Annotated in this window: 17 protein-coding genes; 6 read left to right on the top strand and 11 right to left on the bottom strand. The window is 73.1% G+C overall.

Annotated elements, in window-relative coordinates; translation table 11 throughout:
* The first annotated feature begins 28 nt into the window (after window positions 1-28).
* The 3 genes from SM450_RS08195 to SM450_RS08185 all read left to right on the top strand — a co-directional run bounded on the left by SM450_RS08195 (window position 29) and on the right by SM450_RS08185 (window position 2,644).
* Window positions 29-652, top strand: coding sequence for an alpha/beta hydrolase family protein (locus SM450_RS08195; protein WP_474619078.1), 624 nt, complete (start codon window positions 29-31; stop codon window positions 650-652).
* 26 nt (window positions 653-678) lie between these two features.
* Window positions 679-1,098, top strand: a complete 420-nt coding sequence (locus SM450_RS08190) for an ASCH domain-containing protein (protein WP_474619077.1) — start codon at window positions 679-681, stop codon at window positions 1,096-1,098.
* Window positions 1,099-1,210: 112 nt separating this feature from the next.
* Window positions 1,211-2,644, top strand: coding sequence for an acyl-CoA synthetase (locus SM450_RS08185; protein WP_474619076.1), 1,434 nt, complete (start codon window positions 1,211-1,213; stop codon window positions 2,642-2,644).
* A 5-nt stretch (window positions 2,645-2,649) separates the two neighbouring features.
* Here SM450_RS08185 and SM450_RS08180 read toward each other — a convergent pair whose 3' ends face one another.
* From SM450_RS08180 to SM450_RS08170, 3 genes are all read right to left on the bottom strand, one after another.
* A complete protein-coding gene (locus SM450_RS08180) occupies window positions 2,650-3,282 on the bottom strand; it encodes a dihydrofolate reductase family protein (protein ID WP_474619075.1) in 633 nt (210 codons plus the stop codon).
* 164 nt (window positions 3,283-3,446) lie between these two features.
* Window positions 3,447-3,638, bottom strand: coding sequence for a DUF397 domain-containing protein (locus SM450_RS08175; RefSeq protein ID WP_474619074.1), 192 nt, complete (start codon window positions 3,636-3,638; stop codon window positions 3,447-3,449).
* The gene (locus SM450_RS08170) at window positions 3,625-4,431 is read right to left on the bottom strand and encodes a helix-turn-helix domain-containing protein (RefSeq protein ID WP_474619073.1); all 807 of its coding nucleotides are present in this window, start codon (window positions 4,429-4,431) and stop codon (window positions 3,625-3,627) included. The genes SM450_RS08175 and SM450_RS08170 overlap by 14 nt, the downstream gene beginning before the upstream one ends.
* Window positions 4,432-4,586: 155 nt before the next feature.
* On the opposite strand from SM450_RS08170, the gene SM450_RS08165 reads away from it, so the two are divergent.
* Window positions 4,587-4,877, top strand: a complete 291-nt coding sequence (locus SM450_RS08165; protein ID WP_474619072.1) for a hypothetical protein — start codon at window positions 4,587-4,589, stop codon at window positions 4,875-4,877.
* Window positions 4,874-5,146 (top strand): hypothetical protein, encoded by a 273-nt coding sequence (locus tag SM450_RS08160; protein WP_474619071.1) that lies wholly within the window; start codon window positions 4,874-4,876, stop codon window positions 5,144-5,146. The genes SM450_RS08165 and SM450_RS08160 overlap by 4 nt, the downstream gene beginning before the upstream one ends.
* A gap of 26 nt (window positions 5,147-5,172) precedes the next feature.
* Here SM450_RS08160 and SM450_RS08155 read toward each other — a convergent pair whose 3' ends face one another.
* Window positions 5,173-5,634 (bottom strand): tetratricopeptide repeat protein, encoded by a 462-nt coding sequence (locus SM450_RS08155; RefSeq protein WP_474619070.1) that lies wholly within the window; start codon window positions 5,632-5,634, stop codon window positions 5,173-5,175.
* 209 nt (window positions 5,635-5,843) lie between these two features.
* Here SM450_RS08155 and SM450_RS08150 point away from each other — a divergent pair, with 209 nt between their 5' ends.
* Window positions 5,844-6,581, top strand: a complete 738-nt coding sequence (locus tag SM450_RS08150) for a zf-HC2 domain-containing protein (RefSeq protein ID WP_474619069.1) — start codon at window positions 5,844-5,846, stop codon at window positions 6,579-6,581.
* Window positions 6,582-6,701: 120 nt separating this feature from the next.
* Here the strand turns inward: SM450_RS08150 and SM450_RS08145 are convergent, their stop codons facing one another.
* The 7 genes from SM450_RS08145 to SM450_RS08115 form a co-directional block, all read right to left on the bottom strand.
* Window positions 6,702-7,271 (bottom strand): sigma-70 family RNA polymerase sigma factor, encoded by a 570-nt coding sequence (locus SM450_RS08145; protein WP_474619068.1) that lies wholly within the window; start codon window positions 7,269-7,271, stop codon window positions 6,702-6,704.
* Between the two features lie 162 nt (window positions 7,272-7,433).
* Window positions 7,434-7,907, bottom strand: coding sequence for a molybdenum cofactor biosysynthesis protein (locus tag SM450_RS08140; protein ID WP_474619067.1), 474 nt, complete (start codon window positions 7,905-7,907; stop codon window positions 7,434-7,436).
* Window positions 7,908-7,912: 5 nt separating this feature from the next.
* A complete protein-coding gene (locus tag SM450_RS08135; protein ID WP_474619066.1) occupies window positions 7,913-8,995 on the bottom strand; it encodes an NYN domain-containing protein in 1,083 nt (360 codons plus the stop codon).
* A 35-nt stretch (window positions 8,996-9,030) separates the two neighbouring features.
* Window positions 9,031-9,258 (bottom strand): hypothetical protein, encoded by a 228-nt coding sequence (locus tag SM450_RS08130; protein ID WP_474619065.1) that lies wholly within the window; start codon window positions 9,256-9,258, stop codon window positions 9,031-9,033.
* A 241-nt stretch (window positions 9,259-9,499) separates the two neighbouring features.
* Window positions 9,500-11,089, bottom strand: coding sequence for a DHA2 family efflux MFS transporter permease subunit (locus SM450_RS08125; RefSeq protein ID WP_474619064.1), 1,590 nt, complete (start codon window positions 11,087-11,089; stop codon window positions 9,500-9,502).
* An 877-nt stretch (window positions 11,090-11,966) separates the two neighbouring features.
* Window positions 11,967-12,572 carry a DUF305 domain-containing protein gene (locus SM450_RS08120; protein WP_474619063.1) on the bottom strand — a complete coding sequence of 202 codons (606 nt, stop codon included), beginning with the start codon at window positions 12,570-12,572 and terminating at the stop codon, window positions 11,967-11,969.
* A 56-nt stretch (window positions 12,573-12,628) separates the two neighbouring features.
* Window positions 12,629-13,381: a lytic polysaccharide monooxygenase gene (locus SM450_RS08115; protein WP_474619062.1), complete on the bottom strand. Its 753-nt coding sequence runs from the start codon at window positions 13,379-13,381 to the stop codon at window positions 12,629-12,631.
* Between the last annotated feature and the right edge of the window lie 159 nt (window positions 13,382-13,540).

Below are 13,540 nucleotides of genomic sequence, written 5' to 3'. Positions count from 1 at the left end.
GACGGCGCGGCGTGGTTGACTGCCCGGCATGGAGGCGACCATCGGGGCGGCGGGCCTGCCGGCCACGCTCGACCTGCCGACCGGGCCGGCCCGGGGCGGTCTGGTGGTCCTGCACGGCTCGCACGCCGACAAGCGGTCCCACTTCCTCTACGCCCACCTGGCCCGGCTGCTGCCGCCGGCCGGCGTCGCGGTGCTGCGCTTCGACCGCCGCCCCCGCGTCGACGGCCACGACGTGCCGCTTGGCGACCAGGCCGACGACGCCGCCGCCGCGGTGGCCGAGCTGCGCCGGCACGTCGGCGCGGCGCCGGTCGGGCTGTGGGGCTTCAGCCAGGGGTCCTGGGCGGCGGCGCTCAGCGCCACCCGGCATCCGGTCGACTTCCTGGTCCTGGTCGGGTCCAGCGGGGTCAGCCCGGCCGCCCAGATGCGCTACGCGACCGCCGAGCAGCTACGCCGGCACGGCTACAGCCCGGCCGACCTGGCCGAGCTGGCCCGCCGCGACGCCGAGCTGACCGTGGCCCGGCTGGCCGGCTGCGACCACGCGCCCACGCTCGACGAACGCGAGGACCTGGCCGGCGTCAGCGCGCAGTACGAGGCCGTCCTGCTGGACTGGCTGCGGCGGCGACTGCCGACCCCGGAATCGCCTCGCCGCTGACCGCCGCCGTGGCTAGGCTGCCCGCCATGACCGCCGCCGAGCTGCCGACCGCCGAGTTCGCCTTCCCCGGCCCGCTGCGCGACCAGTTGGTCGCCGCCATCCTCGACGGGACCAAGACCAGCACCACCGGGCTGCTCCAGGACTACGAGATCGACGACGAGGCGCTGCCGGAGGTCGGCGCCCGGTTCGCGGTGATCGACTCCGCCGGGGCGCCGGTGGCGGTGATCGAGGTGGTCGAGGTCCGCGTCGCCCGGGTCGGCGACGTGGACCTCGACCACGCCCGGGACGAGGGCGAGGGGTACGAGTCGGTCGCCGCCTGGCGGGCCGGCCACGAGCGCTACTGGCACGGCGCGGACTACCGGGGCTGGCTCGGCGACCCGGCGTTCACCGTCGACGACGACACGCAGGCCGTGCTGGAGCGCTTCCGCCTGGTCGAGACGCTCTGACCCGACGGCTCCGGGAGGCGCGGCGCGCGTAGGGGTGGTGGTCAGCCTCGGGGGGTCGGTACGGTCGGGACGACCGGAAGGCGACGTCGGCGGTGGCCGGAGAGGGGAAGCCGTGGCGCTGCTGAGCTGGATCGCCGCGTCCACCGACGAACGTCCGGACGCGATCCGGGTGGACGACCTGTCGATGTCCTGGGTGGAGCTGCGCCGGGCGGCCACCGCGGTCGCCGACGACCTGCGCGGGGCCCGGCGGGTCGCGGTGCCCGCCACGGCGAGCCTGGAAACCGTGGTCGGCGTGGTCGGCGGGCTGCTGGCCGGCGCCGCGGTGGTGCCGGTGCCGCCGGACGCCGGTCCGGTGGAACGCGACCACATCCTGCGCGACTCCGGGGCCGAGGCGCTTGTGACGCCGCCCGGCGCGCCACCGGTCGACGGTTCCGCGACGCAGACCGGCGCTGGTTCCGCGCCCCTGCCGGTCGTGCCGGTGGACCTGACCCGGCGCTCGGACACCCGGCACCCCGAGCCGGACGCGGCGGCCACCGCGCTGATCCTCTACACGAGTGGCACCACTGGCGCGCCCAAGGGCGCGGTGCTGTCCCGTCGCGCGGTCGCCGCCTGCCTGGACGGGCTCGCCGACGCATGGGCGTGGACGCCTGACGACCTGCTGGCGCACGGGCTGCCGCTGTTCCACGTACACGGGCTCGTGCTCGGCGTGCTCGGCCCGCTGCGCGTCGGCAGCCGGTTGCACCACGTCGGCCGGCCGCGCCCCGACCGGTACGCGGCAGCCGGCGGCTCGCTCTACTTCGGCGTACCCACGATCTGGTCGCGGATCGCGGCGGAACCGGCGGCGGCGCGGGCGCTGCGCGGCGCCCGGCTGCTGGTGTCGGGCAGCGCCGCGCTGCCCGAGCCGGTCTTCGCCGCGCTCGGCGGGCTGACCGGGCACCAGCCGGTCGAGCGGTACGGGATGACCGAGACGCTGATCACGGTGAGCGCCCGCGCCGACGGGCCGCGACGGCCGGGCACGGTGGGGGTGCCGCTGCCCGGCGTGCGCAGCCGCGTGGTCGACGAGCACGGCGTCCCGCTGCCCGCCGACGGTGACACCATGGGCGAGTTGCAGGTACGCGGGGAGACGCTCTTCGACGGCTACCTCAACCGGCCGGACGCCGACGCCGCCGCCCGGACCGCCGACGACTGGTTCCGCACCGGCGACGTGGCGACGGTCGGCCCGGACGGCTGGCACCGGATCGTCGGCCGGGCCGCCACCGACCTGATCAAGAGCGGCGGCTACCGGATCGGCGCGGGCGAGGTGGAGGACGCGCTGCTGGCCCATCCGGGCGTGCGGGAAGCCGCCGTCGTCGGCCTCCCCCACCCCGACCTGGGCCAGCAGGTCACAGCGTACGTGGTCGGCGACGGCCTGGGCGAGACCGAGCTGATCGACTTCGTGGCCCGGCACCTGTCCGTGCACAAGCGGCCCCGGCAGGTGCGGCTTGTCGACGCGCTGCCCCGCAACGCCATGGGCAAGGTCCAGAAGAGCCGGCTGACCGAGGGCTGACGACCTCAGACGCCGCGGTCGGGCGCGCCCATGTCCCCCGTCGCGGGCGTGCCCTCGGCGAGCCCGTACCGCAGGTAGACGGTGCCCTTCGGGTTCGCCACCGGCGGTTCGAGGAGGGTGACGTTCGTGGGCACCGCGCCACCGTCGAAGACCTTCTTCCCGACCCCCAGCATGATCGGGTGCACCCAGAGGTCGATCCGGTCGAACAGCTTCTCCCGCAGCAGGGTCTGCACCAGGTTGAGGCTCCCGACGACCTTGATGTGCTCGTGCCGGTCCCGGATCTGCCGCACCGCGCCGGCCAGATCCGGGCCGAGCTTCGTGGACCCGGCCCAGGACAGGTCGGGCCGTCCCCGGGACGCCACGTACTTCGGGATGCGGTTGAACAGCGTGGCGATGGCGTTGTCCTCGCCGCCCTCCTGGTGCGGCCAGTAGGCGGCGAAGATGTCGTACGTCCGCCGGCCGAGCAGGAGGGCGTCGGTGTCCTCGTACGCCTTGAGGACCTGTGCCCCGGAAACCTCGTCCAGCAGGGGCGCCTGCCAGCCGCCGAACGGGAAACCCACCGGGTCCTCGTCCGGGCCGCCGGGCGACTGCCCGACGAGGTCGAGGGTGGTGAACAGCTCGATGTGAATGTGCCCCATGCCGGTGACTCCCGTGGGTAGATCGCCTCAGTCGCAAGGTAGACCGCCCCACTCCGCCGAACTCATCGCACGCGGCTCGCGGCGCGAGCCGCGCGGCAGATCTTGGTACGGGACGGCCCCCATGGGGGCCTTTTCGTACCAAGATCTCGTGGTGACCGAGGCGGTTACGGCTGTTCGGGGAGTTGGGTGAGGAAGGTGCGCCACGTTGACGGGGTGAAGGTGAGCGTCGGGCCTGTGGGGTCCTTGGAGTCGCGTACCGCGACGACGCCGGGAAGGTTGTCGGCGACCTCGACGCAGTTGCCGCCGCTCGCCCCGCTCCGGGTGGACTTGCGCCACCTGGCGTTACTGAGGTCCATGCTGGTTCTCCACTTCCTTCAGCAGGTCGATGGACTGCCGGCGCGGTAGAGCTTCGTTCCGCACGCTCTCCCACCTCGCGTGGAGCGTAGCCACCCCATCGTCCTTGTCGACCACGTCGCCGCCAAGCTGATTCTCCAGGTGCCCCACCCACTGCCCGTCACTCGACCGCGCCAACGCGAACGGGCCGGACAGCCCGACGTGCAGACCGCTGTCCCACGGGATGACGAGTATGTGCACGTGCGGCAGGTCGGTGAGCTCGATCAGGTGGGCGATCTGCTGGGGCATGACCCCGCCGAGCCCGTCGCCGCTTCGACGAAGCGCCCCTTCGTCGATCACCGCGACGAACTGCGGTGGGCGCTCCCCGGTCAGGACCTTCTGCCGGTCCAGCCGCGCCGACGTGCGCTGCTCCACCTCCTCGTCGGTGAGGCTGTCGACCGTTCGGAGCACGCCGCGCGCGTAGTGCTCGATTTGCAGGAGTCCCGGGATCAGGTTCGGCTCGAAGTAGCGGAGTTGGGTCGCTCCGCGTTCGGCGTCGAGCCACGGCCGGAACCACGACGGCGTACCCAGTTCGGCCGCCAGCCGTTCGAAGAGCCCGCCGTTGCGCAGGGCCCGGTCCGCGCCCCGGATGAAGTCGATGGTGAGCGCCCGGGTGCCGCCCTCCACGGCGCTGACGTGCGAGGCGCTGAAGCCGGCGTGCTTGCCGAACGCCTCCTGGGTCATGCCCGCCGCGCCCCGGGCCCGGCGGATCTCGGCAACGATGAAACCCGCTACGGGTCCCGGCACCTCGGCCATCCAGTGCGCTCCAAACCAGAGATCGGCAATCCACGGCTCCACGCCGGAGCGAGCGCTTCTCCCAGTGCTCGCCGGACCGCCGGAGCCCCTTGGCGACCGTAACGCCTCCACAGCAGAGTGTCACCGACGCCATGCCACGACAGAGGGAGAGCGCGGTGCGCGAGGAGACAGCACATGTCCCGGCCGGCCATCGGGCCTGCGGTCCCGACTGGGTGTGCGAACAGTGCGGGCAGGACTGGCCCTGCCCGACATTGCGGTCCACCCCGACTGATGCCGCGCGCCGGGCGACGCTGCTGCCGGAGTTCTCCCGGATCACCCGCCACGCGATCCGTGACCTGCGCGGGCGTCCGGGCGGCCCGGACCCGGTGGCGGTCGTCCGCCGCTTCCTGTGTTTCCTGTCGCTGAGCGACGAGGAGGCCCGCGCCGTCGCGCTGAGGCTGCGATGACCGGCGGCGGCGACAACCAGCATCGTCCCGTACGCCCGCTCTGGCTCTGCCGCCTGGACGGCGCGCACTGGCCGTGCCCACAGGCGCGGGCCGCCCTGCTGCGCGACTACGACGGCGACCTGGTGGGTTTGGCGGTCTACCTGGCCGGAATGCTGCACGACGCGGTAGGCGACCTCTACGCGCTGAACCCGCACAACGTTCCGGAGCCGGCCGTCCTCTGGGACCGCTTCCTGGCGTGGCTCGACAGGTCCCGCCGCGCGCCGCCGTAACCGCTAGCGCGGGCGGCCGGTAGCCGCTATCCGGCGGCGAGCTGCTGGGTCAACCGGTCCAGGCCGTCCCGGATCAACTTGCCGTACCCGTCGTCGCCGAGCGCGTCGATCCCCGCCTCGGCCTCCCGCAGGTGCTCGCGGGCCCGGTCGAGGTCGCCCAGCTTGCGGTGGCACTCCGCCAGATTGAGGTGCAGCGACGGATAGAGACCGGCCACCGACAGCGGCACCCCCGACTCGGCCACCCGGGCGTCGGTGAGGCGACCGGCCGCCGCCAGCGCACGCTCGTCCCAGAGCAGCTCCTGGCGGACGTCGTCCTGCACGTCGGCCATCGCGTGGGCGAGGACGCAGACGTGCAGCGCGTCGCCCCGCTCCCCGCCGATCTCGTCCCACACCTGCCCGAACAGGTCGCGCGCGGCGGCACGCTCGCCCTGCTGGTGGTGCAACTGCACGCCATCGTTGATGCGGGTGAGCGTGGCATCGAAGGTCACCGGCACATGGTAATCCGATCAGCGGGCGGCGGCGGCCCGGCACCAGACGGCCAGCGCGCAGGCTGCCGGACCAGTTCACGAACCGTCGGGTCATCGCGGCGTCCGGCTACCCGCGCCCCGCGGCGCCGATCACCCGCCGACAAGCGTGATCGGCGGGTGATCGGCACCCCGCCGGGAACCAGGTGGCCGGGCCGGACGACTATCCCTACATGGCGTGTGAGCAGTGGCGGGAGATCCTGTCGGCCCAGTTGGACGGCGAGACGTCCCGGGCGGAAACCGAGGCGGCCGAGGCGCACCTGAGCGGCTGCGCCGGATGCCGACGCTGGTTCGACTCGGCCGCGGCGGTCACCCGGCGGGCGCGTACCCACCTCGCCCCGCAGGTGCCCGACCTGGTCGCGTCCGTGCTGGCCGCCGCGCCGCCGCCACGTCCCAGCCGCCGCCGGCAGGTGGCGCTGGGGTTGCGCGCGGCGCTCGGCCTGCTCGGGGCCGTGCAACTGGTGCTCGGCCTGGCGCAGATCGGCCGGGAGGCGGTGGTCGCCCACGCGCACACCTCCGGCCAGCACCTGTGGCACGAGTCGGCGGCGTGGAACGTGGCCGTCGGCGCCGGCTTCCTCTACGTCGCGCTGCGCCGGTCCACCCCGTCCGGGCTGCTGCCGATGCTCAGCGCGTTCGTCGCCACGCTCGTGCTGCTGTCGGTGAACGACCTGATCACCGGGCAGGTGGCGGTGACCCGGCTGGTCAGCCACGGCTTCCTGCTGGTCGGCTGGGCGGTGATGCTGGTGCTGTCCCGGCCCGGCTGGCGGCCCGGCGACACGCCGCCCGGCCAGCGCCGGTCGTCCGGATCCCGCTGGGCGCTGCGCACCGAGGAACCGGCCGCGCCGGCCCCGCTGCGGCTGGTGCCGCCCAACCCGTACCCCGCGCAGGCCCGCGACCGCCACGCCGCCTGACGCCCCACCCCACCCGGCCCGCCCTGCTGCGCTGATTCACGGAAAGAGTGGCTATTCCGCGCGGAATAGCCACTCTTTCCGTGAATCAGCGCTCGGCTCGTGGGGTGGGGGTGGGGCGGCTCAGCGGGCGCGGCGGTTTCGGGTGTCGGTGGTGGTCCAGGCCGTCACCAGGTCCTCGCGGGCGCGGGCGACCCGGGACCGGATGGTGCCGACCGGGCAGCCGCACACCTCGGCGGCCTCCGCGTAGGACAGGCCGAGCACCTGGGTGGCGACGAACGCCTCCCGCCGGTCCGGCGCGAGCCCGGCGATGAGCCCGCGCAGCGCCACGCCGTCGTCCCCGCCGGCGGTCACCGCCCCGGCCGCCTCGGCGGCGGCCTGCCAGTCGGGCAGCGCGGCCACCCGGGGACGTACGGTCGCGGCCCGCACCTGGTCCACGGCGACCCGGCGGGCGATGGTGAAGATCCAGGTCCGGGCCGAGGATCGGCCGGCGAAACCGGGCAGACTGCGCAGCGCGCGCAGGAACGTCTCCTGGGCGAGGTCGTCGGCCTCCGCCGGCCCGGCCAGGTGGGCGAGGAACCGCCACACCGGGCCCTGGAGCGCCCGGATGAACGCGGCGGCGGCCTGCTGGTCACCCTGCCCGGCGAGGTGCGCCCACCGGGTCACCTGCTCGTCGTCGGCGTCCAGGCTCATCCGCGGCTCGCCCGCCGGTCCGACACGCTCATGTCGGACGGTACGGATGCGGGCGTCGTTCGGTTCATCCCTGGCGTCCTCTCCGTCACCTCGCCGCCGACCTCGACGATCGGTGACCCCGAGGTTGGTCGGCCGGCGGGCGGAAAAAGTTCCGGCGCGCCCTCAGCCGTCGACGGCTACCGTGACCGGGCCGACCCGCAGGACGCCGTCGGTGAGGGGCTCGCAGCGCACGCCGGCCCGGCGGCGCAGCGCCTTCCACGTGCCGGGCGCGACCATCACGTCCAGCCAGGCGCACGGCGGCGCGGCCCGGTGCACGCGCAGGCTGACCGGCCCGTCGCCGGAGTCCAGGGTGAGCACCCGGCCGACCAGATCGTCCACCGCGATGCCGCTTGTCAAGACGTTGCGGCGGAGCTGGGTCAGGTCGGCGCCGGGTGGCAGTGACTCCTGCGCGACAAGCGTGATGCTCGCCGTGCGGTGCGCCGCCCGGCCGAAGTAGCGGTCACCGACGACGCCCAGGCCGGCCCGGACGCGCACCTGATCGACAAGTTCGCCGGGCGAAGCCGGGGCCGGCCCGTCCGCCGGCCGGCCCACGTAGCGGTGCACCGGAGAGGCCAGCAACTGGACGATCCGGGCCATGGTGGTCAGGAGGGCTGCGGCGTGAGCAGGTAGTCGCCGTCGTCCGGGCTCCACCGCAGCTCCACCGTCCCGTCGGTCGCGGCGGCCTTGCAGAACTGGAGGAAGCTGCGGTAGCCGAGCTTCTTCTCGCTGAAGTCGGGCCGGGCGCGCCGAAGTTGGTCCTTCAGGCCGGACAGCGCCACCGCGCCGCCCTCGCCGGTCAGGTCCACCACCACGGAGCGGAGCAGCCCGAACGCGACCTCCCGGTCGCCCCGCTCGGGCAGCGACACCTCCGGGTCGCCCTTGGCCGGGCCGGCGGCCAACTCCACCACGTTGGAGGCGGCCAGGTGCCGCAGCAGCTCGCCGAAGGTACGGAAGCCGTAGTCGGATTCGCTGAACGTCGGGTCCTTGCGGAGCAGGGCACGTTTCAGACCGGACGCGGTCACCTCGCCGCTGGAGCTGCCCTGCATGCCGGCAACGGTCTGCACGAGCAGGACCGCGAGCGTGTCGACGTCCCGCGACGACTCGTCCTCGGCCGGGGTGGTCTCCACCGCCGGCTCGGGCGGCGGCTCCACCGGCGACGGACCGGCCGACCGGGACGGGCGCGTACGGCGGGCCGCGGGCGGCGGCACGTCCACCCCTTCGAGGCGGTCGTAGTACAGGAACTCGTCGCAGGCCGGCGGCAGCAGCGCCGAAGTCGACTTCTCCACCCCGACGCCGATCACCCGCTTGTTGAGTTCGCGCAGCTTGTGCACGAGCGGGGTGAAGTCGCTGTCGCCGGTGCAGATCACGAACGTCGAGATGTAGCCACGCTCGAAGGCCAACTCGACCGCGTCCACGGCCATCTTGATGTCGGCGGCGTTCTTGCGCGAGAAACCCATCCGCTGCGGGATCTCGATCAACTCGACGTGCGAGCGGGTGAGCATCCGCCGGTCCTCGTCGAAGTACGACCAGTCGGCGTACGCCCGGCGCACCACCACCCGGCCACGTTCGGCGAGCGCGTCGGCGATCGGACGGAGGTCGAACGGCCGACCGCCGTGATGGTCCCGTACGCCCAGCGCCAGGTTCTCGTAGTCGAGGAACAGCGCGATCCGGTCTTCCTGATCCACGCCGTCAGCCTAGCCGGGCGGGGTGGCCGTGCCGGTCACCCCCGCCGCTCGTCGCGGTAGACCGTTTCCCGGCGGGCCACCCGCTGGATGGCGTAGCTGGCGGCGAGCAGCAGCAGGGCGAGCACCACCTCAAGGCCGGCGACCGTGCCGGTGGCCACGGTGAGCGCGAGCAGCAGCAGGATCAGGCCGACCACGGCCAGCAGGCCGGCCAGCAGCAGGCGCTTGCGCCGCCGCGCCGACCGGTCCTCGCCACCAGCGCTCACCCTGCCCGCCTCTCGCCGGCTCCCCGCCTCTCGCCCGCTCCCCGCCTCTCGCCCGCTCCCCGCCTCTCGCCCGCTCCCCGCGTCGAGCCTAGGCGCTGCCCGGCCCGCCGGTGGCGATACGCCTCGGCCCCCGCCGACCCGTGACCCGGCCCGGCCGCCACCGACGAGCCGACCGATGTCGGCCGACACGTCATAGGGCCGACCGCCGTCGGCGGTCGGCCCTATGCGGAACGGGCGCAAATCAGTGGATCGGCACCGGCGTCGGCCGCTGCTCCTGCCCCGGCTCGCCGTCGAGCAGGTGCGACGGCTCCCGCCGGCGGGGCAGGAGGGCGGCCGGGATGAAGGTGAGCAGCACCAGGCCGAACGCCACCCAGAACGTGGTGGCGAACGAGTTGGCCGCGAAGTCGAGCCCGCGCTCGATCAGCGACGGCGGCACCGGGAACTGCTGGGCCACGTCGGGCTGCTGCTGCACGGCGATGGCGAGTTGGGCCTCGGTGAGCGGGGCGCCGCTGCCCGGGTCGGTCACGCCGGGGATCGCCTGCGAGCCGTTCAGCTCGCTGGTGAGGATCACCGACATCACCGCCGCGCCGACCGAGCCGCCGATCTGCTGGAGGATGTTCACAAGCGTCGACCCACGTGCCACCTCCGCCGCCTGCAACGTCTTCAGCGCCGAGGTCATGATCGGCATCATGGTGCCGCCCATGCCGAGGCCCATCACGAACAGCGCCCCGCAGAGCAGCAGGTAGGACGTGTCGGTGCCGAGCTGGGTGAAGGTGAAGAACCCGGCCGCGATGAGGACCAGCGCGAACGGCACCGTCCGGCCGACGGGCACCCGGTCGGCGAGGATGCCGGCGATCGGCATGGTGATCATCGCGCCGATGCCCTGCGGCGCCATCAGCAGGCCGGCGGTGAGCGTGGTCTCGCCGCGGATCTGCAGGAAGTAGCTCGGGAACAGCAGGCCCGCGCCCATGAACGCGATGATGAAGACGAACAGCGTCAGCGCCGCGACGGTGAGGTTGCGGTTGCGGAACAGCCGCAGGTCGAGCAGTGGGTGCCGGGGCCGGAACGAGTAGCGGACGAAGGCGACCACGAGCGCGGCCCCGACGGCCATGGGCAACCAGACCTCGGGGTCGGTGACCGTGCCGGCCTCCGGCAGCGAGGAGACGCCGTAGAGGAACAACGCCAGGCCCGGCGAGAGCATCAACATGCCGAGGAAGTCGAACGACTCCGACGGCTCCGGAGCGTCCTTCGGCAGCGCCAACTGGGCGTAGATCAGCGCGACCACGCCGATCGGCAGGTTGATCAGGAAGATCCAGTGCCAGCTCGCGGTGTCGATCAGCCAGCCGCCGAGGATCGGACCGCCGATCGGGCCGAGCAGCATCGGAATGCCGAGCACGGCCATCAGCCGGCCGATCCGGTGCGGGCCGGCGGCCCGGGTCATGATGGTCATGCCGAGCGGCATGAGCATGCCGCCGCCGAGGCCCTGGACGACGCGCCAGGCGATCAACTCGCCGATGGAGTCGGCGGTGGCGCACAGCCCGGAGCCGATGGTGAACAGCGCCAACGCCACCATGTAGAGGCGTTTGGTGCCGAACCGGTCCGCGGCCCACCCGCTGAGCGGGATCACCGTCGCCAGCGCGAGGGTGTAGCCGGTCATGGTCCAGGCGACGCGGGCGTACGAGGCGTCGAACTCGCTCTGGAACGTCGGGATGGCCACGCTGACGACGGTCACGTCGAGGATCGACATGATCGCACCGAGCACGACGACGCCCGCCACCTTGAGCACCGCGGCGTCGAGTTTGTTCGATGTCGCGACGGGTTGCTGGGTCACAGACAATCTCCTGGTTCCGGTCCGGTCCGAGGGCGGTGGCGGCGCCGCGCGCCACGGGGCGCACGGTAAGACGTGAGGGTGGGACGACGTTCGGCGAAAAGCCTAGCCACGGGCTGCGACATCGCGCGGCCCGTTTTGCCGAGAGGCGAACGACCGTGCAGCCGCCGACCGGCCTCCGCGGCGTGAGCGCGGGCCATTTCCGGCGTGCGTCCCGGATCTCAACGTGTGGAAAGCACCGATGCGACCCGTTTCGTCAGCCGCCGCGACTTCGCATCGCCGTTCCGCGTGAGCACCCCCATCGTGACGAACGTCATGCCCCCCGTCGCGCCCTCTTCCACCCGCTCAGCGGCAGCTCGGCCCGCCGAGCGTGCACCCGCACCTCGCACCTCGCCGAGGTGGCGGCGTCCGCCACCCCGGGACCACCCCACTCCCCGAGCCGGCGCAAAGCCAGCCCCACTCCCGACCCAAGCGCCCTCCTGCCTCCCGCTCCCCCCTTGCCCGCCGGCCCTCTGCCCGCCCGGCCTTCTGCCCGCCTGCCCTCTGCCTTGGCCCTGCCCGCGCCGTTCTGCCCTCTACCCCCTGGCGCCTGACCCCGTCCCTGGCCCCTGACTCCTGACCCTCGCTCCTGGCCCTGACCCCTCGCTCCTGACCCCTGGGCCTCGGCCCCTGGCCCCTGGCAAATTCCTTGGTCACGCCGAGAGATCGCCCCGATGGCCAGCCGAGGCGGGGAGAATGCGCTGATCATGAAGTTGACGGCACTGGGGAGCGCTCTCCCGGCAGTCAACTTCATGATCAGCCGGGAGCCGGGGAGCTGAGGTCCGGTCAGGACCGACAGGACCGACAGGACCGACAGGACCGACCGAACCGAAGTGGACGTTCAGGAACGGAGCGGAGCGGACCGCGAAGGTGTCATCAGTGCCACCTCGGCCGTGCGCGAGCGGTCGATCCGGGTGGCGAGGTCGCGTACCCGCTCGCTGGTCCCGGCGGTGACCTGGGCGTGGGCCAGGGCCGCGGCCGTGCGCTGGTGGCCGGCGAGCACGTCACGCAGCACCCGGTCGAAGTCGTCGGCCGGGGCGGCCCGCAGCCGGGCGAGGCCGGCGACGGCGTCGCTGTGCCCGGAGTGGTCGTGCCGGGCGGCGGCGGCCGACGCGGAGGGGCCGGCCTCGCGCAGCCAGCCGCGCATGGTGGCCAGCTCGTCGGTCTCGGTGGCGCGGATGGCGGCGATCAGCGTACGGAGTTGGGGGTCGGTGACCCGGTCGAGGCCGAGCCCGACGATCTCCAGGGTCTGTTCGGTGTGCGCCACCATCATGGCCAGGAACAACGCGTCGATGCCGCTGACCTCGGCGGCACCCGTCGACGTCGACGGCGCGCCGATGGGTGTCGCAGGCGCACCCCCGCACCCGCCCAGAGCGAGCACAACCCCCACCAGAAGAGCCACCCCCACCCGCCGGGCCGAGCGCTGGTTCACGGAAAGAGTGGCCATCCCGCGCGGAACAGCCACTCTTTCCGTGAAAGCGCAGCAGGAGGGGCGGGGAGCGGTCAGAGCTGCTGCCACAGCGCCGGCACGTTCGGGGGTTCCCAGCCGGCGATCGCGGTGTGCGCCTGGCGACAGCGGTAGCTGCGGCCGGCGTAGGTCACCGTGTCACCGACCTGGTACGCCCTGCCGGCGGCCCAGGTGCCGCCGGGTGCCGGCGTGGTGGCGGTGGGGGTGGGGGTGGGTGACGGCGTGGCGGTGCGGGTCGGCGACGGCGTCGGGGTGGGTGACGGTGACGGGTTGCCTCCGCCGCCGATCTGGAGGTCGACGCAGGAGTAGAACGCGTTCGCGGTGTCGGAGATGTTCCAGACCGCGAGCAGCTTCTGCCGGCCGGAGTAGCCGCCCAGGTTGACCGTGTGGGACACGGTGGCGTCGGGCTGGCGGCCACCGCCGTCGACCACCGCGACCCGGGTGTTGCCGATCCAGTATTCCCAGTTGGCGGTGGCGTGTCGGGCGGTGTTGATCCAGGTGAACGTCACCGTGCCGCCGACCGAGGTGGCCGGCCAGTTGCGGCTGTCGTCGTTGAGCACCGCGAACTGGGCGATGTTGGCGTTGCAGGTCTTCAGGCCCTTGGGTCCTTCGACGCTCTGCGGCTCGTACCGGATCTGGCCGCAGTCGGGCACCCGGTTCTGGGCGCAGAGCGCCTGGCGGCTGGGCGGCGAGGAGATGTAGCCGTGGGCCTGCGCGGGGGCGGCCAGGACCAGTGTCGCGGTGACGGCACCGGTGGTGAGCAGCGGGAGGGTGATTCTTCGGCGCATGGTTGCCAACTCCTTCGGGGGTTCGGAAGGTGTCACGAACATAAATTAAACCTTGTTAACAGTAAAGACTCCTATCTATAAATTAAGCCTTGAGCGCTTCGCCTCGTGCGTGTGATCCTGATCAGCGCGTGGAGCCGATCGTCGTTCCTGGGCACCCGG

This window comes from Micromonospora marincola (assembly GCF_056150385.1).
This window is presented reverse-complemented; position numbering and strand designations above follow the sequence as displayed.